The organism is Xanthomonas sp. AM6 (assembly GCF_025665335.1).
In the GTDB taxonomy this organism is placed as follows: Bacteria; Pseudomonadota; Gammaproteobacteria; order Xanthomonadales; family Xanthomonadaceae; genus Xanthomonas_A.
In genome coordinates this window covers 1849972-1875731 of sequence record NZ_CP106869.1, presented here as the reverse complement: position 1 = coordinate 1875731, position 25760 = coordinate 1849972, and the positions used below count along the sequence as shown (strand labels likewise).

General features: G+C 72.3%; 23 protein-coding genes. 11 read left to right on the top strand and 12 right to left on the bottom strand.

Annotated elements, in window-relative coordinates:
- Positions 1-4: 4 nt before the first annotated feature.
- Positions 5-553, bottom strand: a complete 549-nt coding sequence (locus OCJ37_RS07770) for a type II toxin-antitoxin system RelB family anti-toxin (protein ID WP_263113090.1) — start codon at positions 551-553, stop codon at positions 5-7.
- 259 nt (positions 554-812) lie between these two features.
- On the opposite strand from OCJ37_RS07770, the gene OCJ37_RS07765 reads away from it, so the two are divergent.
- From OCJ37_RS07765 to OCJ37_RS07745, 5 genes are all read left to right on the top strand, one after another.
- On the top strand, positions 813-2189 hold the full coding sequence (locus OCJ37_RS07765; protein WP_263113089.1) for an omega-aminotransferase AptA: 1377 nt from the start codon (positions 813-815) through the stop codon (positions 2187-2189).
- A 60-nt stretch (positions 2190-2249) separates the two neighbouring features.
- A complete protein-coding gene (ald, locus tag OCJ37_RS07760) occupies positions 2250-3362 on the top strand; it encodes an alanine dehydrogenase (RefSeq protein WP_263113088.1) in 1113 nt (370 codons plus the stop codon).
- A gap of 29 nt (positions 3363-3391) precedes the next feature.
- Entirely contained in the window at positions 3392-4885 is a 1494-nt protein-coding gene (locus tag OCJ37_RS07755) for a CoA-acylating methylmalonate-semialdehyde dehydrogenase (RefSeq protein ID WP_317633221.1), read from the top strand.
- Positions 4886-4969: 84 nt separating this feature from the next.
- Positions 4970-5299 (top strand): hypothetical protein, encoded by a 330-nt coding sequence (locus OCJ37_RS07750; RefSeq protein WP_263113087.1) that lies wholly within the window; start codon positions 4970-4972, stop codon positions 5297-5299.
- A gap of 100 nt (positions 5300-5399) precedes the next feature.
- Positions 5400-5714 carry an EthD family reductase gene (locus OCJ37_RS07745; RefSeq protein WP_263113086.1) on the top strand — a complete coding sequence of 105 codons (315 nt, stop codon included), beginning with the start codon at positions 5400-5402 and terminating at the stop codon, positions 5712-5714.
- Positions 5715-5810: 96 nt separating this feature from the next.
- Here OCJ37_RS07745 and OCJ37_RS07740 read toward each other — a convergent pair whose 3' ends face one another.
- A complete protein-coding gene (locus OCJ37_RS07740) occupies positions 5811-6170 on the bottom strand; it encodes a ribosomal maturation YjgA family protein (protein WP_263113085.1) in 360 nt (119 codons plus the stop codon).
- Between the two features lie 112 nt (positions 6171-6282).
- The gene (locus tag OCJ37_RS07735; protein ID WP_263113084.1) at positions 6283-6612 is read right to left on the bottom strand and encodes a hypothetical protein; all 330 of its coding nucleotides are present in this window, start codon (positions 6610-6612) and stop codon (positions 6283-6285) included.
- 158 nt (positions 6613-6770) lie between these two features.
- On the opposite strand from OCJ37_RS07735, the gene OCJ37_RS07730 reads away from it, so the two are divergent.
- The 4 genes from OCJ37_RS07730 (at position 6771) to OCJ37_RS07715 (ending at position 14686) form a co-directional block, all read left to right on the top strand.
- Positions 6771-7640 carry a plasmid replication/partition related protein gene (locus tag OCJ37_RS07730; RefSeq protein ID WP_263113083.1) on the top strand — a complete coding sequence of 290 codons (870 nt, stop codon included), beginning with the start codon at positions 6771-6773 and terminating at the stop codon, positions 7638-7640.
- Between the two features lie 361 nt (positions 7641-8001).
- Positions 8002-9303 carry a DUF445 domain-containing protein gene (locus tag OCJ37_RS07725; RefSeq protein ID WP_263113082.1) on the top strand — a complete coding sequence of 434 codons (1302 nt, stop codon included), beginning with the start codon at positions 8002-8004 and terminating at the stop codon, positions 9301-9303.
- Between the two features lie 178 nt (positions 9304-9481).
- The gene (locus OCJ37_RS07720) at positions 9482-13585 is read left to right on the top strand and encodes a CHASE domain-containing protein (RefSeq protein ID WP_263113081.1); all 4104 of its coding nucleotides are present in this window, start codon (positions 9482-9484) and stop codon (positions 13583-13585) included.
- A 57-nt stretch (positions 13586-13642) separates the two neighbouring features.
- The gene (locus tag OCJ37_RS07715) at positions 13643-14686 is read left to right on the top strand and encodes an HD domain-containing phosphohydrolase (RefSeq protein ID WP_263113080.1); all 1044 of its coding nucleotides are present in this window, start codon (positions 13643-13645) and stop codon (positions 14684-14686) included.
- A gap of 108 nt (positions 14687-14794) precedes the next feature.
- On the opposite strand, the gene rlmKL is transcribed toward OCJ37_RS07715, so the two are convergent.
- From rlmKL to OCJ37_RS07690, 5 genes are all read right to left on the bottom strand, one after another.
- The gene (rlmKL, locus tag OCJ37_RS07710) at positions 14795-16975 is read right to left on the bottom strand and encodes a bifunctional 23S rRNA (guanine(2069)-N(7))-methyltransferase RlmK/23S rRNA (guanine(2445)-N(2))-methyltransferase RlmL (RefSeq protein WP_263113079.1); all 2181 of its coding nucleotides are present in this window, start codon (positions 16973-16975) and stop codon (positions 14795-14797) included.
- A 201-nt stretch (positions 16976-17176) separates the two neighbouring features.
- Positions 17177-18790, bottom strand: a complete 1614-nt coding sequence (locus OCJ37_RS07705) for an ATP-binding cassette domain-containing protein (protein WP_263113078.1) — start codon at positions 18788-18790, stop codon at positions 17177-17179.
- 165 nt (positions 18791-18955) lie between these two features.
- Complete coding sequence (locus OCJ37_RS07700; protein WP_263113077.1) at positions 18956-19465, bottom strand: GNAT family N-acetyltransferase; 510 nt, start codon at positions 19463-19465, stop codon at positions 18956-18958.
- A 43-nt stretch (positions 19466-19508) separates the two neighbouring features.
- A complete protein-coding gene (locus OCJ37_RS07695) occupies positions 19509-20036 on the bottom strand; it encodes an alpha/beta fold hydrolase (protein WP_263113076.1) in 528 nt (175 codons plus the stop codon).
- Positions 20033-20527 carry an MOSC domain-containing protein gene (locus tag OCJ37_RS07690; protein ID WP_263113075.1) on the bottom strand — a complete coding sequence of 165 codons (495 nt, stop codon included), beginning with the start codon at positions 20525-20527 and terminating at the stop codon, positions 20033-20035. The genes OCJ37_RS07695 and OCJ37_RS07690 overlap by 4 nt, the downstream gene beginning before the upstream one ends.
- A 38-nt stretch (positions 20528-20565) precedes the next feature.
- On the opposite strand from OCJ37_RS07690, the gene OCJ37_RS07685 reads away from it, so the two are divergent.
- Positions 20566-21183 carry an N-acetylmuramoyl-L-alanine amidase gene (locus OCJ37_RS07685; RefSeq protein ID WP_263113074.1) on the top strand — a complete coding sequence of 206 codons (618 nt, stop codon included), beginning with the start codon at positions 20566-20568 and terminating at the stop codon, positions 21181-21183.
- A gap of 130 nt (positions 21184-21313) precedes the next feature.
- On the opposite strand, the gene OCJ37_RS07680 is transcribed toward OCJ37_RS07685, so the two are convergent.
- The 4 genes from OCJ37_RS07680 to OCJ37_RS07665 form a co-directional block, all read right to left on the bottom strand.
- Positions 21314-22246, bottom strand: a complete 933-nt coding sequence (locus OCJ37_RS07680) for a DUF1684 domain-containing protein (RefSeq protein ID WP_263113073.1) — start codon at positions 22244-22246, stop codon at positions 21314-21316.
- A 64-nt stretch (positions 22247-22310) separates the two neighbouring features.
- Positions 22311-23198 carry a sulfurtransferase gene (locus OCJ37_RS07675; RefSeq protein ID WP_263113072.1) on the bottom strand — a complete coding sequence of 296 codons (888 nt, stop codon included), beginning with the start codon at positions 23196-23198 and terminating at the stop codon, positions 22311-22313.
- On the bottom strand, positions 23195-23995 hold the full coding sequence (locus OCJ37_RS07670) for an NUDIX hydrolase (protein ID WP_263113071.1): 801 nt from the start codon (positions 23993-23995) through the stop codon (positions 23195-23197). The genes OCJ37_RS07675 and OCJ37_RS07670 overlap by 4 nt, the downstream gene beginning before the upstream one ends.
- A 114-nt stretch (positions 23996-24109) precedes the next feature.
- Entirely contained in the window at positions 24110-24811 is a 702-nt protein-coding gene (locus tag OCJ37_RS07665) for an FKBP-type peptidyl-prolyl cis-trans isomerase (RefSeq protein WP_145707454.1), read from the bottom strand.
- A 163-nt stretch (positions 24812-24974) separates the two neighbouring features.
- On the opposite strand from OCJ37_RS07665, the gene OCJ37_RS07660 reads away from it, so the two are divergent.
- On the top strand, positions 24975-25757 hold the full coding sequence (locus OCJ37_RS07660) for an enoyl-CoA hydratase-related protein (protein WP_263113070.1): 783 nt from the start codon (positions 24975-24977) through the stop codon (positions 25755-25757).
- Positions 25758-25760 lie beyond the last annotated feature (3 nt).

Here is a 25760-nt window from a genome sequence, read left to right as displayed (position 1 = left end):
CCGCTCAGAACGTGGCCGGGGTATTGGCGCTGACGATCACCGCCGCGTCGCTGCCGACGTTGCGGAACCGATGCGGCACCCGGCTCTCGAAATAGTATCCCTCGCCGGCGCGCAGCACGCGCACCAGGCTGCCGACGGTGACCTCCACCTCGCCGGCCACCACCACCCCGCCCTCCTCGCCTTCGTGCACCAGCATCGCGCTGCCGGTGTCGCTGCCCGGCGGCATCACCTCGCGCAGGATGCACATCTGCCGCTGCGGGCGGTGCTGCCCGACCAGGTAGTAGTGGATGCCGTCGCTGCCCACGTCGGGCAATTCGTCGGCGCGGTAGAACGGCGCGTCGGCCACGCCGATGTCCAGGTCCTGGGTGAAGAAATCGGCCAGCGAGATCGGGATGCCGTCCAGCACCTTCTTCAGCGAACTCACCGAAGGGCTGACCTTGTTCTGCTCGATCAGCGAGATGGTGCTGTTGGTCACGCCCACGCGCTTGGCCAGCTCGCGCTGGCTCAGCCCGTGGGCGGTGCGAACCCGGTGCAGGCGGGCGCCGATATCCATCGCGTGATGAGGAGAGCCGGGACGGTGTTGCCGGATACTTTACACAGCCGGTCCTGGCGGTCAATTTGCGCCGCGCTGCGCGTTGCGGCCGGCCGGCGCGGCCGGACACGCGTGTCTTGGCGCCATTTCGCCGGCACAGGACCACGCAGCGGCCTGCGCGGCGGGCGGCGGCGCGGTCGCGGCAGGGTGGAGACCGCTCCGCCACCGCGGCCGCGGTTGGTGTAAAGTTTTTTCAACACCCTCTCGCCTGGAGCCTGCGATGCGTCCCGAGCCGCCCCCCTCCTCCCAGGCGTTGGCCGACCACTACGCCGCCCAGGCCACGCAGGCGCCCGACGCCATGGACGCGTTCTGGATGCCGTTCACCGCCAACCGCCAGTTCAAGGCGCGGCCGCGGCTGCTGGCCTCGGCCGAGGGCATGCATTACCGCAGCGTGGACGGGCGCCGGATCCTCGACGGCACCGCCGGGCTGTGGTGCTGCAATGCCGGGCACGCGCGGCCGCGCATCGTCGAGGCGGTGTCCAGACAGATCGCCACGCTGGATTTCGCGCCGACCTTCCAGATGGGCTCGCCGCTGCCGTTCGTGCTCGCCGAACGGCTGGTGGAACTGGCGCCGCCCGGGCTGGACCACGTGTTCTACACCAACTCCGGCTCCGAATCGGTGGACACGGCGATGAAGATCGCGCTGGCCTACCACCGCGCCCGCGGCGAAGGCCAGCGCACCCGCTTCATCGGCCGCGAGAAGGGCTACCACGGGGTCGGCTTCGGCGGCATCTCGGTCGGCGGGCTGCCGAACAACCGCAAGTGGTTCGGCCCGCTGCTGCCCGGCGTGGACCATCTGCGGCATACCCTGGACATCGGGCGCAACGCGTTCTCGCAGGGGCTGCCGGCGCACGGCGCGGAACTGGCCGAGGACCTGGAGCGGCTGGTCGCGCTGCACGACGCCTCGACCATCGCCGCGGTGATCATCGAGCCGATCTCCGGCTCGGCCGGCGTGGTGCTGCCGCCGCAGGGCTACCTGCAGCGCATCCGCCAGCTGTGCGACAAGCACGGCATCGTGCTGATCTTCGACGAGGTGATCACCGGCTTCGGCCGCGTCGGCAACGCCTTCGCCGCGCAGCGCTTCGGCGTCACCCCGGACCTGATCACCACCGCCAAGGGCCTGACCAACGGCTGCGTGCCGATGGGCGCGGTGTTCGTCTCGCACGCGATCCACGATGCCTTCGCGCACGGCCCGGCCGGCGCCATCGACCTGTTCCACGGCTACACCTATTCCGGCCATCCGCTGGCCTGCGCCGCGGCGCTGGCGACGCTGGACACCTACGCCGAGGAGAACCTGTTCGACAGGGCGATCGACCTGGGCGACTACTGGCAGCAGGCGATCCACGCGCTGAAGGACCTGCCGCACGTGGTCGACATCCGCAACTTCGGCCTGGTCGGCGCGATCGAGCTGGCGCCGCGCGACGGCGCGCCGGGCGCGCGCGCCTACGAGATCTTCGAGCGCTGCTTCCACGAGGGCGACCTGCTGATCCGCGTCACCGGCGATACCATCGCGCTGTCGCCGCCGCTGATCGTGGAGCGCGAGCACATCGACCGCATCTTCGCCGTGCTCGCCGACATGATCCGCGGCACGCCCTGATTCCACCCACCCAACCCGCTCCGCGCTCCCCACGCGCGCCGCATGCCTGGAGAACCGCTCATGCTGGTCGGCGTCCCGAAAGAGATCAAGAACCACGAATACCGGATCGGGCTGACCCCGGCCGGGGTCCGCGAACTGGTGCTGCACGGGCACCAGGTGCTGGTGCAGCGCGACGGCGGCCAGGCCATCGGCCTGGCCGACGCGGACTACGAACGCGCCGGCGCGCGCCTGGCCGACGACGCGGCCAGCGTGTTCGCGCAGGCCGACATGATCGTCAAGGTCAAGGAACCGCAGCCGGACGAGTGCGCGATGCTGCGCCCGGGGCAGTTGCTGTTCACCTACCTGCACCTGGCGCCGGACCCGGCGCAGGCCGGCGCGCTGCTGCGCTCGGGCTGCACCGCGATCGCCTACGAGACCGTCACCGACGGCCATGGCGGGCTGCCGCTGCTGGCGCCGATGAGCGAGGTCGCCGGACGCATGGCGATCCAGGCCGGCGCGCACGCGCTGGAGAAGGCGCAGGGCGGCTCCGGCGTGCTGCTCGGCGGCGTGCCCGGGGTCAAGCCGGCGGAAGTGCTGGTGATCGGCGGCGGCGTGGTCGGCATCAACGCCGCGCGCATGGCGATGGGCCTGCACGCGCGGGTGACGGTGCTGGACCGTTCGCTGGAACGGCTCAAGTACCTGGACGAACTGTACGGCGATCAGTTGACCACGCTGTATTCCACCCGCGACGCGATCGAGGAGCGCCTGCCGCACACCGATCTGGTGATCGGCGCGGTGCTGATCCCCGGTGCCGCCGCGCCCAAGCTGGTGTCGCGCGCGCAGCTGGCGCTGCTGCGGCCGGGCTCGGTGCTGGTGGACGTGGCGATCGACCAGGGCGGCTGCTTCGAGACCAGCCAAGCCACCACCCACCAGCAGCCGACCTACGAGGTCGACGGCATCGTCCACTACTGCGTGGCCAACATGCCCGGCGGCGTGGCGCGCACCTCCACCTTCGCCCTGACCAATGCCACCTTGCCGTTCGTGCTGCAGCTGGCCGAGCACGGCCTGCAGGCGCTGCGCGACGACCAGGACCTGCGCAACGGCCTCAACGTGCACGCCGGCAAGCTCACCCACCGCGCGGTGGCGCAGGCGCTGGGCGAGGATTTCGTGCGGCCGCTGGACGCGCTGGGCTGAGCGCCGAGGAGCGCCGAGGAGCGCCGAGCATGATCGAATCCCTGTCCCACTACATCGGCGGCCGCCGCGTCGCGTCCGACGGCGGTGACCACGCCGAGGTGTTCGATCCGGCCAGCGGCGCGGCGGTGCGGCGCGTGCCGCTGGGCGGCGCGCGCGAGGTCGATGCCGCGGTCGCCGCCGCCGCGCAGGCGTTCCCGGCCTGGGCCGCCACGCCGCCGCTGCAGCGTGCGCGGGTGATGTTCCGCTTGCGCGAGCTGCTCGAACGGCATGCCGACACCCTCGCCCGCTGCATCAGCGCCGAACACGGCAAGGTGGTGTCCGACGCGCGCGGCGAGGTCACCCGCGGCATGGAGGTGGTGGAGTTCGCCTGCGGCATTCCGCAGCTGCTCAAGGGCGAGCATTCGGTCGACGTCGGCCGCGGCGTGGATTCGTGGAGCGAATACGCGCCGCTGGGCGTGGTCGCCGGCGTCACCCCGTTCAACTTCCCGGCGATGGTGCCGCTGTGGATGCTGCCGGTGGCGCTGGCCTGCGGCAACAGCTTCGTGCTCAAGCCCTCCGAGCGCGACCCGTCCGCGTCGCTGCTGCTGGCCGAGTGGCTGCACGAGGCCGGTCTGCCGGACGGCGTGTGCAACGTGGTGCACGGCGCCAAGCCGGCGGTGGACGCACTGCTGGCGCATCCGCAGGTGCAGGCGCTGAGCTTCGTCGGCTCCACCCCGGTCGCCGCCGACCTGTACGCGCGCGGCAGCGCGCTGGGCAAGCGCGTACAGGCGCTGGGCGGGGCCAAGAACCACCTGGTGGTGCTGCCCGACGCCGACCTGGACGACGTCGTTTCCGCCCTGCTCGGCGCCGGCTACGGTTCGGCCGGCGAACGCTGCATGGCGGTCTCGGTGGCGGTGTGCGTGGGCGATGCGATCGCCGACGCGCTGGTCGCCAAGCTGGCCCCGCGCGTGGCCGCGCTGACCCTCGGCGCCGGCGCCGACGAACCGGACATGGGCCCGCTGATCAGCGCCGCGCACCGCGAGCGCGTGCGCGGCTACATCGACAGCGGCGTGGCCGACGGCGCCACGCTGGTGGTCGACGGCCGCGCCGCGCAAACGCCGACGACGGCCGAGGGTTTCTTCCTCGGCGGCAGCCTGTTCGACCACGTGCGCGCCGACATGCGCATCTACCGCGAGGAGATCTTCGGCCCGGTGCTGTGCGTGGTCCGCGTGGCCGACGCCGAGGCCGCGCTGCACTTGATCGACGCGCACGAATACGGCAACGGCGCAGCGGTGTTCACCCGCGACGGCGGCGCTGCGCAGGCCTTCGCGCGGCGCGTGCAGGCGGGCATGGTCGGCATCAACGTGCCGATCCCGGTGCCGATGGCGTTCCACAGCTTCGGCGGCTGGAAGCGCTCGCTGTTCGGTCCGCTGCACGTGCACGGCCCGGACGGCGTGCGCTTCTACACCCGGCGCAAGACCGTCACCGCGCGCTGGCCGGCGGCCGCGCGCGACGCCGAGTTCGCGATGCCGACGATGAAATGAGGCGCAGCATGGCCTGCACGTTGTGCGCCCTGCACTCGGCGACGATGGCCAGTCACCGCCCTGCCGCAGCAGCGTGGCCGTCCGATGGATGAGCCGCTCGCCGCCTATGTGGAAAAAGCCGACGGCGATGCGATCCGGGTCAGGGCGCTCGACCATCGGCTGCATGGCGCGTTGGCGGCGCTTGGCTTCGCCGCGGCGGCGCCGCGCGATGCATGGACGCTGCAGGTCGCCGACGACGCGCACAAGGCCACCGCGTTCGGCGCCTTGCGTGCGCTGGGCGTGGCCTTCGCCGACGGCAGGGAGTGGTGCCCGGCGGAGGTGTTCGCGCACCTGCGCGAGCATGGCCTGCTGAGCGGGACCTTCCTGCGGATCGCCTGGACCGGCCCCGGCCACTACCGGCTTGCCTGGGCCTGACGCGGCACTTATCGGCACCGGCGCCCGGTGCTAGCCTTGCGCAGCGCCGGCCAGATCCGCGGTGGCCGACCTTCGCGGTACCACCGACAGGAGCAGCACGATGATCAAGGTAAGCGTGATGTACCCGTACACGCCAGGCGCCCGTTTCGACCACGACTACTACCGCGACACGCACATGCCGCTGCTCAAGGCGCGCATGGGCGATGCCTGCAGGCACTACACCGTGGACAGGGGCCTGTCCGGCGGCGCGCCCGGCAGCGACCCCACCTACGTCGGCATGTGCCACATCTTCAGCGACTCGGTGGACGCGTTCCAGGCCGGCTTCGGCCCGCACGCCGACGAGATCCTCGGCGACATCAAGAACTACACCGACCTGACCCCGGTGATGCAGATCAGCGAGGTGGTGGTCGGCTGAGCGCTGCGGCCGTTGCGCGGTTGCGCAGCGGCCCTTCCCTTCGTCGAGCCGGCGCCCGAGCGCCAGGCACCATGTTCCTCGGAACCAGATACGCGTTCATCGCCGGGCGCAGCGCTGATCGAGCCACGCGCCGGCGGCCACGCCCACCGCGTAGGCGAGCAGGTCCAGCCACACGAACGTCGAGCCCAGGGCCAGGCGCCCCAGCGTGGTGGCGCGCAGCGCGTCGAGCCATGGCGCGCGGTACAGCTGCGAAGCTTCCACCAGCCAGCACACGGCCAATGCCACGGCCGCCACCCGCAGCGGCCGCGCGCGGGGCGCGAGCCACGCCAGGCCGAGATAGACCATCAGCGCCCACAGCGCATCGCCGGGAAACTTGCCCAGCCACGACGGCAGCAGCCACGGAAACTGCCGCGACGCCAAGCCGGCGGCGATCGTCGCCACAATGGCGGCGGTCAACCACAGACGGCGGCGTCCGGTTGCGCAAACGGGCATGGGGCATCATCGGTGGCAGGGCCGCGCATTACAGCAGAACGGGCGCGGCGATGGCCAAGGCGGACGACCGCGACGGCTACGCGCCGCCACCGCGCAGCAGCACCGCCGCTGCAATGAGCACCGCCAGCACCAGCATCACCAGCCATCCCCAGCGCTGGTGGAACGGGATCGGCACGGCCTGCAGCAGGCCTTCGGCGCTGGCCTGGTTCAGCAGCCAGCCGTGGTGGCACACCGGGCATACCAACTGGTACTGCTTTTCGCGGACCCAGCCGAACAGGTGGTAGAAGTGCCCGTACGAATAGCGCAGGCGCATCGCGAACGCGCGCTCCTGCTCGCAGCGCGGGCAGAACTGGCGCTCTTCCATGCCACAGGCGACGTCGCGCTCGCCCCAGCCCCACAAGATCATCGTCGCTTCCCCATCGGCCCGGCCGCGATCCCCCGATCGCCAGGCCGTGCGGATTCTGTGCCGGGTCCGGCACAGCGTCAACGGCCGCGCAACGCCAGGCGCGGACCCGCGCAAATCCCTACAATGCCGCCCCCGTCGCAACGCCGTGCCCTGCCCCGATGAACATCGTCGTCAACGAAGACCTCAAGGCCTACATCGATCCGCTCACCGCCGACGAATACGCGGCGCTGGAGCGCAGCCTGCTGGCCGAGGGCTGCCGCGATGCGCTGGTGCTGTGGGGCGAGATCCTGGTCGACGGGCACAACCGCTACGGCATCTGCCAGAAACACGGGCTGCCGTTCCAGACCGTGCAGAACACCCGCTTCCAGTCGCTGCAGGACGTGCACCTGTGGATGATCGACCAGCATCTGGGCCGGCGCAGCGTGTCCGATTTCCAGCGCGGCGTGCTGGCGCTGCGCAAGCGCGAGATCCTGGCCGCGCGGCGCAGCCGCGTGGCCGCGCCGACCGCGGCAACGGCCGACGGCACCGAGGCCGCGGCCACCGATGCGCACGACGATGCCGCGCCCTGGGCCGACGCACCCGCCACTGCCGGCGACGCCGGCGCGCACGGCGAGGCGGCGCCGGCGCCGTTGAGCCGCGCCGAGCTGGCGCGCGCCGCGCGGCTCAGCAACAGCCAGGTGGTGCAGATCGAGAAGATCCAGAAGCAGGCCACCGCCGAGGTGGTGGAGGCGGTGAAGTCCGGGGCGATCTCGATCAACGCCGCCGCCGCGGTGGCCAGCCTGCCGGAAGAGGAGCAGCGCGCCGCGGCCCGGGCCGGCAAGGACGAACTCAGGCAGGCGGCCAAGCGCGCCCGCGAAGCCAAGCGCAAGCCGCGCGAAACCCCGGCCGCCGACGCGGACGGCAATGGCGACGCCGCGCAAGGCGGGGCCGAACTCGCCGCGCTGCGCCTGCGCGTGGCCGAGCTGGACGCCGAGAACCAGGCGCTGCGCGAGGAAGTGGCGGCGCTGCGGGCGCGGCTGCGGGATTGATCGGTTGCCCCGCTCCATCGAGACCGGCACGCACGGGTTGCGAGCGTGGCTTCGGTAGCTGGTGCCACCACGTCCTGGAAGAACGGCGCGCTGGTGTCGCATGCCACCGGCTGTCGCCCGTCCGATGCGTCGGCCTGCCGGCCCGGGCCGTCGCCCCGGGCGCAGCGTCGGTCGCGTGGCGGCGGATGTCCTTCATGGGCGTCGCGCGGAACGCCCACACCGCCGAGTGCGACCCGGCGTCCGCGCAGGTACGTCGTCCGAACTGTGATGGTTGACCATGGTTCCATACATCGCTGCGCATGCAGCCACCGCGCCGGCGCGATGAAATCCGCCTAACCCGCCGCTGCGTACACTGGCCGGCATGAGCGCCGCTTCCAACCCGTCGATGCCGCCCGATCCGCGCCGCGCGCAGCTGCGGCGCATGAAGCTGCTGGCGGCGCTGTTGCTGCTGGCGATGCTGGCCGGCTTCCTGCTCAGCCACGTCATGGGCATGCACGGCGCCTGGGCGTGGATCGGCGCGTTCTGCGAGGCGGCCACGGTCGGCGCGCTGGCCGACTGGTTCGCGGTGGTGGCGCTGTTCCGCCATCCGCTGGGGCTGCCGATCCCGCACACCGCGATCATCCCGCACGGCAAGGCGCGCATCGCCGACAGCCTGGCGGTGTTCGTGCGCGACCATTTCCTGGAGCCGGCGGCGCTGCTGTCCAAGCTCCGCGCGTTCGATCCGGCCGCGCGGCTGGGCCAGTGGCTGGCCGAACCGGTGCAGGCCGGGAAGCTGGCCGAACTGGCGCGCGGCTGGGCGCTGCAGGCGCTGGACCTGCTCGACGAGGCCGCGGTGCGGCGCCGCATCCACGGCTTCGTGGTCGCGCGCCTGCGCGAGTGGAACGCGGCGGCGACCGCCGGCGAGATCCTCGGCCTGCTCACCGCCGACGGCCGCCACCAGGCGCTGCTCGACGAGGCGCTGACCCGGCTCGGGCGGCACCTGGACGATGCGGCGGTGAAGCAGCGGGTGTCGGCGATGATCGTCAAGTACGCGCGCCGCGAATGGCCCAAGCTGGTCGGCACGGTGGAATGGGTCAAGCCGGTGGAAGGCATCGCCGACACCCTGGCCGAACGCCTGGCGCACGCGCTGCTGGAGGAGCTGCAGGACGTGCTGTCGCAGCCCCAGCATCCGCTGCGCCAGGACTACGAGCGCTGGCTCGGCGGCTACGTGCAGCGCCTGCGCAGCGACCCGGCCACCGCCGACAAGCTGCAGGCGATGAAGCAGCGCCTGATCGAGCATCCCGGCGTGCAGGACTACGTGCAGGGCCTGTGGGACCAGATCCACGCCAGCCTGCGCGAGGACCTGTCGCGCAGCGACGGTGTGCTGGTGCAGCATTTGCAGCGCTCGCTGGGCGCGCTCGGCCAGTCGCTGGCGCAGGACAGCGCGCTGCGCGACGCGCTCAACCAGCACCTTCTCGGCGGCGCGGAGAAACTGACCCAGCGCCTGCGCAGCGGCGTCACCGAGCACATCGCGCAGACCGTGAAGGGCTGGGACGAGCGTCACCTGGTGGAACAGCTGGAACTGAGCGTGGGCCGCGACCTGCAGTACATCCGCTTCAACGGCACCCTGGTCGGCGGCCTGATCGGGCTCGCGCTCCACGCAGCCGTCACGCTGATTCCATGATGGTCTGAACCGTTGCCCCAGCCCTGCGCGGGGGCTGGTACGGCGGCAACGATCGCGCTAGCGTGGCGTGCACGGTCGGGGCAGGGCCGGCGCGCAATCGTGAAGGCCAACCTCGCGTACGGAGCGGAAGGACGGCGGTGCCTGCGCATCGCCCGCGTTCGCCAAAGGAAAGGGGCTCATGTCGAACAACCACTGGACACCCGCCGCCGGCCCTGCGCGTTTGGCGCTCGTCGCCGCGTTGGCGGTGCTGGTGCTCGGCATGTTGGCGGCGGCGTTGATCGCGCGCAGCGTGCACGCGCACAACCGCCAGGAAAGCCGCGACCGCTTCCAGCAGCTCGCCTCGCACGTGGCCAACGAATTGCAGCAGCGGATGGACATCTACGAGCACGGCCTGCGCGGCGCGCGCGGCGCGGTGATCGCCGCCGGCGGCGACCGCATCTCGCGCGAGCGCTTCGAGCGCTACAGCGACTCGCGCGAGTACCGGCGCGAGTTCCCCGGCGTGCGCGGCTTCGGCTACATCCACCGGGTCGCCCCGGCCGACGAAGCCGCCTTCCTGCAGCAGGCGCGCAGCGACGGCGCGCCGTCGCTGCAGATCAGCCAGATGGCGCCGCACGCCGGCGACCGCTTCGTGATCCTGTACATCCAGCCGCGGCGGACCAACAACCCGGCGCACGGCTTCGACATCGCCTCCGAGCCGACCCGGCGCGCCACCGCCATCGCCGCGGCCCGCTCGGGCAAGCCCACCATCACCGCGCCGGTGCGCCTGGTGCAGAGCCCCGGCGTCGGCCACAGCGGTTTCCTGCTGCTGTTGCCGATCTACCGCGAGGGCCTGCCGCTGCAGACCCCGGAACAGCGCTGGCAGGCCACCACCGGCTGGGCCTATGCGCCGCTGAACATCGCCGAGGTGCTGGCCTCCTCGCCCGACCACAGCAGCGAGCTGCTGCTGACCCTGGCCGACAGCGAGCACCCCGCGCAGCCGTTCTACCGCGGCGGCGACGCTGCCGCGCAGGCGCCGGCCACCGGCCTGCACGCCGAGCGTAGCCTGTCGGTCTACGGCCGGCGCTGGCTGCTCAGCGCACAGGCGACACCGGGTTTCGTGCGCTCGCTCAACCAGACCCCGCCGCTGCTGGCCGGCGGCCTGGTCGGTGGCATCTCGCTGCTGCTCGCCGCGCTGCTGTACCTGTACCTGACCGGCCGCCATCGCCGCGACCTGATCCTGCGCGAGCAGACCCAGCTGGCCGCGCTGGTCGGCGGTTCCAGCGAAGCGATCGTGGCCGAGGACCGCGACGGCCGCATCACCCACTGGAATCCGGCCGCCGAACACATCTTCGGCTACGCGCCGGCGCAGGCCATCGGCCAGCCCTTGCAGGACCTGCTCGGCGCGCAGGTGCGCGGCGCCGCCAACGACGGCGCCGGCGCGGTGCGGCAACTGCGGCACCGCGACGGCCATGTGGTCAGCGTGCTGGCCAGCGCCTCGCCGATCCTGGACACCGACGGCGACGTCGTCGGCCACTCGCACCTGCTGCACGACGTGACCGAACGGGTGCGCGCCGAGGCGCGGGTGCTGGAACTCAACGCCACCCTGGAGCAGCAGGTGGCGCAACGCACCAGCGAACTGGTCACCTACTCGGCGCTGCAGCGCGCGATCCTGGCCAACGCCGGCTACGCGATCGTGGCCACCGGCCCGGACGGCACCATCACCCTGTTCAACCCGGCCGCCGAGACCATGCTCGGCTACGCCGCGCACGAGATGATCGGGCGCAAGGCCACCGGCCTGTTCCTGGATCCGGAGCAACTGGCCAGCCGCGCCGAGCACATGGCCGCGCAATCGGGCATGGCGGTGGTGCCGGCGTTCGAGTCGGTGGCCGCGCTGTCCACGCTGGGCCGCAGCGACACCCGCGAATGGACCTACGTCAGCAAGGACGGCCGCCCGTTCCCGGTGCTGCTGACGCTGAGCACGCTGCGCGACGACAACGACCAGGTGATCGGCTACCTCGGCATCGCGGTCGACCTGACCGAGCAGAAGCGCCACGAACGCGAGCTGCGCCTGGCGATCGACGCGGCCGAGACCGCCAACCAGTCCAAGAGCGATTTCCTGGCCAACATGAGCCACGAGATCCGCACGCCGATGAACGCGATCCTGGGCATGCTGTACCTGCTGCAGCACAGCGAGCTGCCGCAGGCGGCCAAGGACATGATCCAGAAGATCGACGCCTCGGCGCGTTCGCTGCTGGAGATCATCAACGACATCCTCGACTTCTCCAAGATCGAATCCGGGCGCATCGACCTGGAATCGGAACCGTTCGACCTGAACCAGTTGCTGGAGAACATCGCCGCGCTGATGACCTCGGCGATCAGCGCCAAGCCGGTGGAGATGATCGTCGAGCCGCTGCCGGCCGGTTGCCGCTGGCTGCGCGGCGATGCGCTGCGCCTGAACCAGGTGCTGATCAACCTGGTCGGCAATGCGATCAAGTTCACCGAGCAGGGCGAGGTGGCGCTGTCGGTGCGCAGCTTCCCCAGCGCCGAGCCCGGCAAGGTCAAGCTGTTCTTCTCGGTGCGCGACACCGGCATCGGCATCGCGCGCGAGAAGCAGAGCGTGATCTTCTCGCCGTTCCTGCAGGCCGACACCTCCACCAGCCGCCGCTACGGCGGCAGCGGCCTGGGCCTGACCATCAGCCGGCGCCTGGTGGAACTGATGGGCGGCCAGCTCGAGGTGCAGAGCACGCCCGGCCGCGGCAGCGATTTCTATTTCGCGATCAGCTTCGAAGTGCTGCCGGCGCCGGCCGCCGAAGTGGAACAGCCGGAGGCGCGGCGGGTGCTGATCGCCGACGACCACGAACTGGTGCGCAACAACCTGGCCAGCATCGCCAGCGGTTTCGGCTGGCAGGTGGAAGCGGTGTCCAGCGGCACCGCGGCGGTCGCCGCGGCCAGCCCGGAACGCGACGGCTTCGACGTGATCCTGCTCGACTGGCGCATGCCCGACCTGGACGGGCTGAGCGTGGCGCAGCGCATCCGCGCGCAATCGACGCCGGAGCGGCAGCCGATCATCGTCATGGTCACCGCCTACGAGCGGCGCCTGCTGGAGGAACAGCACCACGCGCCCAGCGACGTGGACGCGGTGATGACCAAGCCGGTCACCGCCTCGGCGCTGTACCGCACCATCGCCACGCTGCTGGCGCGCCGCCGCGGCGACGGCCCGGCGCCCCTGCTCAGCGGCGACGGCACCCCGCGCCTGGCCGGCGCGCGGCTGCTGGTGGTCGACGACAGCGAGATCAATTGCGAGGTCGCCCAGCGCATCCTGGAGGGCGAAGGCGCGCTGGTGGAACTGGCGCACGACGGCGAGCAGGCGCTGCAGCGGCTGCGCCGCGATCCCAGCCGCTTCCAGCTGGTGCTGATGGACGTGCAGATGCCGACCCTGGACGGCTATGAGGCCACCCGCCTGCTGCGCGAGGACCCGCGCCTGGCGCACCTGCCGGTGATCGCGCTGACCGCCGGCGCCTACCGCCAGCAGCAGGACCTGGCGCTGTCCAGCGGCATGAACGGCTTCATCGCCAAGCCGTTCCAGGTCGAGGAACTGATCGCGGTGATCCGCCAGTTCCTGCCGCTGCGCGTGCCGGCGCCGCTCGCGCCGGCGCCGGCGTCCGCCGCCGAGGTCTGGCCCGATCCGGATCCGCAGCTGCTCGACGCCGCCCAGGCGCAGCGCCTGTGGAGCGAACGCGCGCCCTACCAGCGCTACCTGCTGAAGCTGCTGCAGGAGAACCCCGACCCGGCGGCGATGCTGCAGGCGCTGCTGGATCCGGAGGCGCCGGCGGCGGCGATCTCCTACGTGCACAAGCTGCGCGGCTCGGCCGGTTCGCTGGCGCTGCCGGCGCTGGTCGCGGCCAGCGCCGCGCTGGAGGAACAGCTGAGCGAGGCGCCGGCCGCGGCCGGCGCGGCGATCGCGGCGCTGGACACGGCGATGGCCGCCACCGCCGTGGCGATCGGGCGCTTCGTGGCCGAGGCCGAGGCCACCGCCGTGCAGGCGCCGCCGGCCGCGCGCGCCACGCACGTCGCCGCCGGCAACGGCGCCGCAGCGCCCGCGATGCCGCTGCGACAGCAGCTGCAGCTGCTGCTGCAGGCGCTGGACAGCGACGACCCGGACCGCGTCGAACAGGTGCTGCACGGCCTGGCGCCGTCGCTGCCGGCGGCGATGGCGACGGAGCTGCGGCAGCTGGTGGAGAGCTTCTCCTTCCGCGAGGCCGAAACTAAAGTCAGGCGCTGGCAAGCAGAGGCAATCCAATAGCATCCGCCGCTGCGCCCCGGTCCGGGCGTGGCGGCGTGCACACGACAAGGAACCACGATGGCCCACCCTCCGATCCTGTGCGTAGACGACGAGGCCAGCAACCTGGCGCTGATCCGGCAGATCCTGCGCGAGGACTACGCGCTGGCCTTCGCCAAGAACGGCGCCGAGGCGCTGCGCGCGGTGGTCAAGCACCGCCCGGCGCTGATCCTGCTCGACGTCGACCTGCCCGACCTGGACGGCTACACCATCGCCCGCACGCTCAAGCAGGATCCGCGCACCGCGGCGATCCCGATCATCTTCGTCACCGGCAAGGACAAGGACGCCGACGAGAGCATCGGCTTCGAGGCCGGCGGCGTGGACTACATCACCAAGCCGTATTCGCCGAGCATCCTGCGCGCGCGGGTGCGCACCCACCTGTCGCTGGTCAGCGCCGCCAGCCTGGCCAGCAGCCACCGCGACGCGATCCGCATGCTCGGCATGGCCGGCCACTACAGCGATTCGGACACCGGCACCCACATCTGGCGCATGGCCGCCTACGCGCGCGCGCTGGCGGTGGCCGCCGGCTGGTCGAGCGAGGACGCCAACCTGCTCGAGCAGGCCGCGCCGATGCACGACACCGGCAAGATCGGCATCCCCGACGCGGTGCTGAAGAAACCCGGGCCGCTGGACGAGGACGAATGGCGGGTGATGAAGCGCCATCCGCAGATCGGCCACGACATCCTCAGCCGCAGCAACGCACCGCTGTTCCGGCTCGCCGCCGAGGTCGCGCTGTACCACCACGAGCACTGGGACGGCAGCGGCTATCCGGCCGGCCTGGCCGGCGAAGACATTCCGGAGTCGGCGCGGATCGTGGCCCTGGCCGACGTGTTCGACGCGCTGACCACGCGGCGCCCGTACAAGGAGGCATGGCCGCTGGCGCAGGTGATGGAGCTGTTCCAGCAGCAGGCCGGCACCCACTTCGAGCCGCGCCTGGTGGCGCTGTTCACCGCGATCCTGCCGCAGATCCTGCAGATCCAGGACTACTGGAGCGAACGCGAGCCGGGCGACGGGATGCAGCCGCGCGCCGCCACGCAGACCGTGGCGCGGCACAGCGACAGCTGAGCCTCACGGCCCATCGTGGGAGCGACTGAAGTCGTTCCCACAAAGAACCGCTCTCACGGCCAACGACAGCTGGATCACGCCGATCCGGCGGGCGTTACCGGCCCGCCTTCAGCGCCGCTGCAAGCGCCACGCGCGGTGGATGCGCGGGTTGCGCTCGAAATCCGGGTCGATGGTCTGCGCGGTGATCTCCTCGCACAGCGCGAATTCGGCCAGCGCGTCCGCATCCAGCTTGAAGCGGCGGAAGTTGTTGGAGAAGTACAGCACGCCCTCGGGCATCAGCCGCGCCACCGCCGCGCGCAGCAGCCGCACATGCTCGCGCTGGATGTCGAAATCCTCGGCGCGCGCGGAGTTGGAGAAGGTCGGCGGATCGCAGAAGATCACGTCGTAGCGGTTCTTCTCCGCCTCCAGCCAGGTCAGCGCGTCGGCCTGCACCAGCCGGTGCTGGGCGCCGCCCTTGCCATTGAAGGCGAGGTTGTCGGCGCACCACTGCAGATAGGTGCCGGACAGGTCCACGCTGGTGGTGGAATCGGCGCCGGCCACCGCCGCCTGCACGCTGGCCACGCCGGTGTAGCAGAACAGGTTGAGGAAGCGCTTGCCGCGCGCCTGCTGCGCCATCGCCCCGCGCAGCGGGCGGTGGTCCAGGAACAGGCCGGTGTCCAGGTAGTCGAACAGGTTGACCCGCAGCAGCGCGCCATGTTCGCGCACCACCAGGAACTCGCCGCGCTGCTCGAAGCGCCCGTACTTGCTGCCGCCCTTGCCGCGCTCGCGCGACTTCAGCGCCACCCGCTCGGCCGGCACCGCGAACACCTCGCGCGCGGCGGCCAGCAGTTCGTTGCGGCGGCGGCGCACGTCGGCGTCGGGGATCTCTTCCGGCGCGGCGTACTCCTGCACGTGCAGATAGGTGCGGGCCTGGCCGCCGTCTTCCTGGTACACGTCGATCGCCGCCGCGTACTCGGGCAGGTCCGCGTCGTAGGCGCGGAAACAGCCGACCTGCGCGCGCGCGCGCCAGGTCTTGAACTTGCGCAGGTTCTTGCGCAGCCGGTTGGCGACCATCTGCGCGCCGTCGCTGAGCGCGCGCGGCGCCTCGGCCGGCTCGCGCTGCGCGACCGCGATCGGGTCGCAGACGATCAACGGGCATTCCAGCGCGCCATTGAACATCTGGTATTTCTTGGCCGCGCGCAGGCCGGTGGCGTAGGCCAGGTCGGCATTGCCGCACAGCAGGCTGGCGCGCCACTGCGGCACCGCGCGCTTGAGCGCCTCGCCCAGGCGCCGGTACAGCGCGGTGTCGGCGGCCAGGCGCTCGTCGTACGGCGGATTGCACACCACCGTGCCCAGCGCCTGCGCCGGCGTGCGCAGGTCGGCGACGTCGCGCACCTCGAACGTGATCGCCGCGGCGACCCCGGCGGCCTGCGCGTTCTCGCGCGCGGCGCGGATCGCATGCGGATCGATGTCGCCGCCGTGGATCACCGGCTGCAATGCGGCGCGGCCTGCGGCCTCGCGCTGCCGCGCCTCGGCCAGCAGCTCGCGCCAGGCCGCCTGGTCGAAGCCCAGCCAGCGGCTCGGCGCGGCGCTGAACTCGAGCGGCCCCGCATCGCCGCGGCGCGCGGCGGCCAGGTCGCCGCGCAGCAGGCCCGGGGCCACGTCGGCGGCCATCAGCGCGCCTTCGATCAGCAGCGTGCCGCTGCCGCACATCGGATCCAGCAGGCCGCCGCCCTGCTTGTACAGCTGCGGCCACTGCCCGCGCAGCAGCACCGCCGCGGCCAGGTTCTCCTTCAGCGGCGCTTCGTTCTGCGCCTGACGCCAGCCGCGCCGGTGCAGCGAGCCGCCGCCCAGGTCCACCGACAGCGTGGCGCGGCCCTTGCGCAGCGACAGGTTCAGGCGCAGGTCCGGCTGCTCCACGTCCACCGACGGCCGCTCCAGGCCCTCGCCGCGCAGCGTGTCCACCACCGCGTCCTTGACCCGCTGCGCGGCGTAGCGCGCATGCGTGATCGCGGTCCCGGACACGTGCGCGTCCACCGCCAGGGTGTGCTGCGAAGTGAGGTGGTCGCGCCACGGCAGCGCGGCCACGCCGGCGTACAGCGCGGTCTCGTCGGGGCAATCGAATTCGTCCAGCGGCCACAGCACGCGGCTGGCCAGGCGCGACCACAGCACCGCGCGCTGCGCATCGCGCAGTTCGCCCTCGGCATTGACTCCGGACACGGTGGCGGTGGCCTTGGCCGCGCCGAGCGCGAGCAGCTCGTCGACGAGCAGGTATTCCAGGCCCTTGGCGCAGGAGACGAAGAATTTCACGGGAATGCGGACCACACGGAGAAGGAGGAATGCGCGGGCGGGCGCCGGGCCCGCCCCGCGCGTATCGCGGCAGCGCGGCCCGCGACGGGCGGGCGGCGGCAACGGACGGGAAGACGCGAATGGTCGGCCATCGCGCCCGCCATTACCAGCCCGGGCCGCGATCCACGCCGGTGGGCGCAGCCCGCGGCGTGCGCCGCACGCTCACCACGGCGCCAGCCGCCAGCGGTCGGCGTCGGCCTGCAGGCGCGTGTCCAGGCACAGGCCGTCGAGGAACGCGGCATCGTGCGAGACCACCAGCAATGCGCCCGGATACTGCAGCAGCACCTGCCGCAGCGCCTCGCGCGCGTCCAGGTCCAGGTGGTTGTCCGGCTCGTCCAGCAACAGCAGCTCGGCCGGCGGATCGCGGTAGAACGCGCAGGCCAGCGCCGCCTTCAGCCGCTCGCCGCCGCTGAGCCGGCCGCTGGGCACGCCGATGCGCTGCGCATCCAGGCCGAGCAGGGCCAGCCGCGTGCGCAGGTCGGCGACGTCGGCGGCCGGGTTGGCCGCCTGCAGTTGCGCCAGCACCGGCCGCGCCGGGTCGAGCAGCTGCAGCGACTGGTCCAGGTAGGCGCTCGGCACCGGCACGGCGCAGCGCCCGGCCACCGGCGCCAGCTGGCCGTCGAGCACCCGCAGCAGGGTCGACTTGCCGCTGCCGTTGGGCCCGACCACGCCGATCCGCTGGCGGCCGCCGATGCGCAGGTCCAGTGCGGCGCGCGTCGGCGGCGCGTACGGCAGCCGCAGCCCGTGCAGGTCGGCGACCCGGCGCGCCGCCGCCGCGGCCGGTGCCGGCGCGAACAGGGCGATCGGCGCGGCGACCTCGACCGCGCGCGCGGCCTCGCGTACCTGGGCGGACAGCCGGGCGTGCGCGGCGGCCAGCTGCCGGTGCTGCCTGCCGGCGCTGTGCTCGCTGCGCTGCTTCTGCCCGCCGAGCAGGATCGGCGCCTGGTTGGCGTCCTGCGCTTGGCGGCGGCCGTGCGCGTTGCGCCGTTGCTGGCGCGCCTGCTGCTCGTGCAGCGCCTCGCCCTGGCGGCGGCGTTCGTGCCGGCACCGCTCCAGCTCGTCCAGCGCCTGCTGCCGTTCCTGCGCCTTGCACTGGGCGTAGAACGCGTACCCGCCGCCGTAGTCGCGCAGGCCCAGCGTGGACAGCTCCACGGTGCGCTGCATGGGCTCCAGCAAGGCGCGGTCGTGGCTGACCAGCAGCAGGCCGTGCGGCCAGCGCTGCAGTTGCTGCTGCAGATGCCGGCGCTGCGCGTGGTCCAGATGGTTGCTCGGTTCGTCCAGGATCAGCACGTCGGCCGCGGACAGCCACGCGCCGAGCAGCGCCACCCGCATCGCCTCGCCGCCGCTGAGCGTGCGCGCCGGCCGCTCCGGCGCCAGGTGGCCGAGCCCGTGCAGCTCCAGTTCCGCGCGCACGCGCTGGGCGATGTCCCAGCGCTCGCCGAGCGCGTCGAAGTCGGCCGGATCGGTGCTGCCGGCCTCGATCCGCGCCAGTGCGTCCAGTGCCGGGCGCTCGCCGGCCAGCGCCGCCACCGTGTCGTGCGCGGCGCGCACGATCTGCTGCGGCAGGTAGTGGACGCGGCCATGCCGGTGGCACTTGCCGGCGCTCGGCGCCAGCTGCCCGGCGAGCAGCCGCGCCAGCACGCTCTTGCCTACGCCGTTGCGGCCGACCAGGCCGGTAGGCCGCGCGTCGAGCGCGAAATCCAGATCGGAAAACAGGATCCTGCCGTCGGGCAGGACATACGACGCGCGTTGCAGCGCGAGCAGGGGATGCGTCATGGAACCTCCACAGATGCCGGTCGCGCCCGCCGGGTCGGCAGGAACGGACGAGGCCGTCGAAGACGGCGGCATCAATGGCGCATCGGAGGAAGCCTCAACTCGCGGATCGGGATGGCGATGGTAACCCGTGCCGCCGCGTACCCGGCAGCACTGCGGCGGCGGCGCTCAGCCGCCGGCCAGGAACGCGTCGTGGTAGTCGGCCTCGGCCACCGGCGGCAGGCGGTCGCCGAAGCCGAGCGCCTGGAAGTCCCCGGCCGGCACGCCGGGCAGCACCAGCCCCGGTTCCGGAGCGAAGCCGAAACGCGCGAAGAACGCCGGCTCGCCCAGCACCACGCAGCCAGCCGCGCCCAGCGCCTGCAGCTGCGCCAGCGCCTCGCGCACCAGTCGCGTGCCCAGCCCCTGGCGCTGGTGGCCCGGCCCCACCGACAGCGGCCCCAGCGCGTACCAGCCGCGGCTGCCGTCGGACAGTTGCAGCGGCGACACCGCCACATGGCCGACCACGTAGCCGTCGTGCTCGGCGACCAGCGACAGGGTCAGCGCGCCGTCGGCGCGCAGCCGCTCGATGCTCAGCTGTTCGTCGTGGCGGCTGTGCGCGACGCGGAAGAACGCGACCAGGGTCAGCGCCTCGATCGCGGCATGGTCGGCCGCGGTTTCGGCGCGGATGTTCAGGTCCATCGGGGGCTCCGGCGGCTGCGGCCTGCCGCGCGCGATGCGCCGCTCACAGCGTTTCCAGCAATTCGGCGAAGGCATGCGCCGCGGTCTCGACGTGGGCGCCGAGCCGGTGCGTGTCGTCGACCAGCAGCAGCCGCGCCGCGCGCGCCTGCGCCCAGGCGATCACCTCGGCGGCGGGGATCAGTTCGTCGTGCCAGGCGTGCACGATCGAGATCGGCACCGGCGCCGCGTCCAGCGCCGGCATCCAGCCCATCCGCGTCGGCGGCACCATCAGGAACAGGCCGCGCACCGGCACCTGCAGCGACACCTGCGCGGCGATGTACGCGCCCAGGCTGGAGCCGGCCAGCACGACCGGGCCGCGTTGCGCCGCGGCCTGCGCCAGCTGCAGCAGGCGCTGCAGCCGCATCGGCACGTCGCCAAGCTGGCTGACCTCGCGGCGCGCGTCCAGGTCGGTGAAGTCCGGGCGTTCGTGGCTCCAGCCCAGGCGCTGCGCGACCTCGGCCAGCGCCGCGACCTTGATCGCGTCCGGGCCGCTCTCGAAACCGTGCGCGAGGATGCAGTGGCCGCGGCTCACAGCGCCACCACCGCGTCGCCCAGCCGCAGCGTGCCGCCGTGCACGATCCGCGCGCACAGCCCGCCATGGCCGCGCATCGCGTTGTAGCCGCCAGGCCCCAGCGCATCCTCCATCCGCGAGCACGGATCGCACGGCGCGATGCCTTCCAGCTCGACGTCGCCGATGCGGAAGCGGCGCCCCTTCAGCGCGATCAGCGGGATGCCGGAGACGACCAGGTTGCGCCGCAGCGTCGCCGGCGCCACCTGCGCATGGCCGGCCAGCGCGGCGATCGCCGGCAGGTGTTCGGCCTGGATCAGGGTCACGCCGCGCTTGCCGCTGCTGCCGGCGTAGCGGTCGCCGAACAGGCCGCCGTCGGCATGCGCCACGGCCTGCGCCACCTCGAGCATCGGCACGTCGCGCGCCGAACGCAGGCCTATCCAGTCCACGCGTCCGGCGCGCGGCAACGTGGCGAGCAGCGTCGCCAGCGGGCTGTCGGGATTCAGAGTCGTCACCAGGATTCAGAGCGATCGGCGAATGCTAGCATCCGCGCATGTCGCAGACCCCGCCGTTGCCGATCCACACCGCTCCCCTGCCCTACGTCGAACGGCTGCAGGCGCGCACGCTGGATGCGATCGAGCTGGCGGTGATCCATTGCACCGAACTGCCCGACCTGGCCAGCGCGCGCGCCTACGGCGAACGCGTGCTGTATCCGTCGGGCACCGGCAACAGCGGCCACTTCTACATCGACCGCGACGGCAGCGTGCACCAGTACGTGCCGCTGCAGCGCGTCGCGCACCACGTGCGCGGCTACAACCCGCAGTCACTGGGCATCGAACTGGTCAACCGCGGACGCTACCCGCACTGGCTGGATTCGCGCCACCAGGCGATGGACGAGGCGTATCCGCCGGCGCAGATCCAGGCGCTGATCGCGTTGCTGCGGCAGTTGCAGGCGCAGTTGCCGCAGCTGCGCCGCATCGCCGGCCACGACGCGCTGGACCGCAGCCGCGAACCGGCCAGCGACGATCCGGCGCTGCAGGTGCAGCGCAAGCTCGATCCCGGCCCGCGCTTTCCCTGGACGCAGGTGCTGGAGGCGGTGGCGCTGACGCCGTACGTGCCTTCGGCGGACGCGCTTGCGGGCAGCGGAAACGTCCCGATCGCGCCCCTGTAGGAGCGGCTTCAGCCGCGACATGGGCCGCCAGGCTGCCTGTCGCGGCTGAAGCCGCTCCTACGGAAGCGCCCGCCACGCCGGCGCACGTTCCTGCCACGCCCGAGCTGCGCGACGCCGCAGCGCCGCGCGCTCAGCGCGGACCGACGTAATTCTTCTCGCCCGCGGTCACCGCCAGTTCCAGGCGGTTGGCGACCGGCGCGAGCGGGCACACCACGTGCGCGGTGAACGCGCAGGGCGGGTTCTGCGCCAGGTTGAAGTCCAGCACGATGCGCGCGCCCTGCGGCGGTTCGACGAACAGGTAGCGCGCCCCGCCGTAGCTCTCGCGTCCGCTGGTGCGGTCGGAGAACGGGAAGAACAGCCGCTTGCCGTCGTCCTCGCGCATCGCCTGCAGCCGGTAACGGCGGCCGTCGAGGGTGAATTCGGCGCTGCCCGCCAGCGCCAGCGGCTGCGGCGTGCCGATCGAGGTGAGCAGGACGATCGCGCGCGGCGCCGGTGCCGGATGCCAGTCGGCCACCACGCGCCAGCGCGGATCGACCGGGAAATAGTCGATGCCGCGGAAGCCGCTGCGCGCGGCCGCATGCGGATCGCGGAAGCGCCAGCCGAACAGGTTGCCGGTGCGCACCACGTAGAACTCCTGCTCGCCCAGCGCCAGCCGCGTCTCGGTGCCGTGCGCCGCGTCGGTGCCGAGGCGGCCGGCGCCGAACGGCTGCCCGCGCACCGTCACCGCCGCGTCCGCCGCGGCCTCGAAGAACACCCCGGCATCGGGATCCACGCGCAGGCGGCCCAGGTGCGCCGGACCGGCCGGCAGCTGCACGTCGTTGCCTGCCGCGCTGCCGACCCGGTACTCGCCGCTGCGCAGCCGGCCCGAGCCGGTATAGCTGAGCCAACTGGACGGGGCGCGCAACTGCGCCACGCGTTCGGCGCGGCGCTGCTCCACCGCCATCCGGTAGTGCGCGCCGGACTGCGATGCCGGCGATGCGTCGGCCCCGGCATCGCGCGACCGTTCGCCGCAGGCGGCCAGGCCCAGCGCCACCGCCAGCATCCACAGTCCACGCCACCGCATCGCCTCAGTCCTCCTGCTTGCCACCGTGTGTGTCCTCGCGCCGCGCGGCACGCCTGGCCCGGGCCTAGCCGCTGGCGCGCGGCCGCGCCGGATCGGCGATCCAGCCGCTCCACGACCCGGCATAGACGCGCGCGCCGTGCAGGCCGGCGTGTTCCAGCGCCAGCAGCAGATGGCAGGCGGTCACGCCCGACCCGCACATCAGCACCACCTCGCGCGGATCGCGCCCGTGCAGCAGCGGTTCCAGCTCCGCGCGCAGTTCCTGCGGCGGACGCAGGCGCCCGTCGCGCAGGTTCTGGCCCAGCGGGCGGTTGATCGCGCCGGGCACGTGCCCGGCGACCGGATCGATCGGCTCGACCTCGCCGCGGAAGCGCTCGCCGGCGCGCGCATCCAGCAACCAGCCCGGCGCCTCGTGCAGGCGCGCGGCGACTTCCTCGGCATCGGCGATGCGGCGGGTGTCGAACCGTCCCGGATACGGCGGCTGCGGCGACGGCGCCGCGGCGGCGTCGGTTTCCGGCAGGCCGAGCCGGCGCCATTCGGCCAGGCCGCCGTCGAGCACGGCGACACGGCGATGCCCGAGCAGGCCCAGCATCCACCACAGCCGCGCCGCGGCCATGCTGCCGTCGCCGGCGTCGTAGACCACCACCTGGGTGTGCGGGGCGATGCCCCAGCGCCCCAGCGTCTGCGCGAACGCCTCGGCCGCCGGCAGCGGGTGCCGGCCCAGGCCGGGGCGGCCGAGGTCGGACAGGTCCGTGTTGAGATCGGCGTACACCGCACCGGGCAGGTGCGACTGCGCATAGGCCTGGCGCGCGAGCTGCGCGGCCTGCGGATCGGCCAGCGCGGCCGCGGCGAAACGCGCATCCACGATGCGCAGATGGGGGTGGCCGAGCGCGGCGGCCAGCGCCGGCGCGTCGACCAGGTGCTGCCAGTCGGGAAATGCGCTGCGTTCGCTCATGCGGTGTGCTCCAGTCGTCGGCGCAGGTTGAGCAGGATCGCCGCGGTCGCGCCCCAGATCCGCTGCCCCGGCCAGCCGTATTCCAGCACGGCGCGCGGCCGCCCGCGGTAGTCGGTCTCGATGCTGCGCAGGTTCTCCGGCGCCATCAGGTAGGCCAGCGGAACTTCGAACACGTCCGCCACTTCGCCCGGATGCGGCTGCGGCACGAACGCCGGATCGATCGCCGCCACCACCGGCATCACCCGGAAACCGCTGATGGTCACGAACGGATCCAGATAGCCCAGCGGTTCGACCTGCGCCGCGGACAGGGCGATCTCCTCCTCGCTCTCGCGGATCGCCGCCGCCACCGCATCGGCATCGCCGGCTTCGATGCGGCCGCCGGGAAAACTGACCTGGCCGCCATGGTGGCGCAGGCCGTCGGTGCGCCGGGTCAGCAGGACGTGGGTACCGTCGGCCCGCGGCAATAGCCCGACCAGCACCGCCGCCTCGGCCGGCGTACCGTCGGGCAGCAGATCGTGCAGTTCGTGATGGTTCCAGCCAGGACCTGCCGGCGGCCGCTGCAGCGGATGCAGTGCGCGCAGCAGCCGCGTGCGTTCGGCCAGGCGCTGGCCGGGCGATGGCGACCAGCCGCGCGCCGGCAGCACCTCCTGCATGTAGCGCTGGCGCTCGGCGTCGCTCATGCCGCGCCAGCGCGCGATCTCCTCGCCGCTGCGCAGGCAGCCCGCGCAGTAGCCCTGCGCGTCGAGCGCGCAGATGCCGATGCAGGGCGAGAGCAACGCATGGGGGACGGGATCCATCGGATTCGACACCTGGTCAGCCTAGCGCGATTTGCCGGCGGCGGCACTTTGCTCGCCACAAAAAAATGCGCCGGCGTTGCCGCCGGCGCATTGGTCATGCACTGGGCAGCGCGCTTACTTGACGCTGATCAGCTTGATCTCGAACTGCACCGCCACGTTCGGCGGGAACGGCGTGCGCGGGTCGGCGCCGTAGGCCTTGTCCGGCGGCAGGGTCACTTCCCACTTGGAACCGGCCGGCATCTGCAGCAGCGTGTCGCGCATGGCCTGCATCTCGACTTCGCTGACCTTGATCGACGGGATCTGCTGCGCCGGACGCGCCTGCGCCGGGCGCTGGCCGAACGGATACGGACCGGCCACTTCCAGCTGCACGGTGCTGGCCTGGGTCGGCTTGGCGCCCTTGCCGGCTTCGATCACGCGGTACTGCACGCCGCTGGGCAGCGTCTGCACGCCGGCCTTGGCCTTGTTCTGCGCGATGAACTGATCGCTCTTGGTCTTGTTCTCGGCAGCGGCCTTCTCGTAGTCGGCCTTGGCCTGCTGGGCACGGGCCTGCTCGCGCTTCTGGAACGCTTCGACGGCCGGCTTCAACTGGTCGGCGGCGACCGCCGGCTGCTTCTTGGCGTAGGCATCCTGCAGGCCCTTCACCACCGCGTTGATATCGAGCTGCTCGCCGCGGCCGGACAGTTCGGCAAGGTTGTTGCCGTAGTCGTAACCGAAGTAATAGCTCAGCTTGCCCTTCTCGGACGAGGTGTCCTGGGCGAACGCATTGCCGCTCAGGGCTAGGGCCGCCACGGCGACCGCAATAGAACGCAACTTCATCAAACAATTCTCCAGGGTGGTGGCACAGGACGGCCTGTGCCGCCTGAGATGACGCGTTAGGATAGCCGCCGCGGCGCATAACCGCTACCGACGGGACGCAGGTCTGACACGGCCGGCGCGCCCGGAGTTCCCTTCACCATTTTTTTACATCTCAGGAATGGCCATGTCCGGCGTGCCGGTCGACACCGCTACCCAGGATGCGATCCGCATCGTCACCGTGAACCGCGTGGACAAGCTCAACGCGTTGAATCGCCACACATTGCAGGACCTGGACACGGCCTTCGCGCAGGCCGAGGCCGACCCCGCGATCCGCGTGGTGGTGCTGACCGGCGCCGGCGAAAAGGCCTTCGTGGCCGGCGCCGACATCGCCGAAATGAACGAACTCACACCGGTTCAGGGCCGCGATTTCTCGCAACTGGGGCAGCGCCTGATGCGCCGGATCGAACGCATGCCCAAGCCGGTGCTGGCGATGGTCAACGGCTTCGCGCTCGGCGGCGGGCTGGAACTGGCCATGGCCTGCCACCTGCGCGTGGCTGCCGACAGCGCCCGCTTCGGCCAGCCGGAGATCAATCTCGGCCTGATCCCCGGCTTCGGCGGCACCCAGCGCCTGCCGCGGCTGGTCGGCCGCGCCGCGGCGCTGGAGCTGTGCCTGCTCGGCGCGCCGATCGACGCGGCGCGCGCGCTGCACCTGGGCCTGGTCAACCGCGTGGTGGCGGCCGCCGAACTGCGCGAGGCGACGCTGCAGCTGGCGCGGCAACTGGCCGGCGCCGCGCCGCTGGCGTTGCGCGGCATCCTCGACGCGATCCAGGTCGGCGGCGAATCGGCGATCGAGCAGGGCCTGGAATACGAGACCGCGCAGTTCGGCCTGCTGTTCTCCAGCGAGGACATGCGCGAAGGCACCCGCGCGTTCCTGGAGCGGCGCGCGCCGCTGTTCCGCAATCGCTGAGCC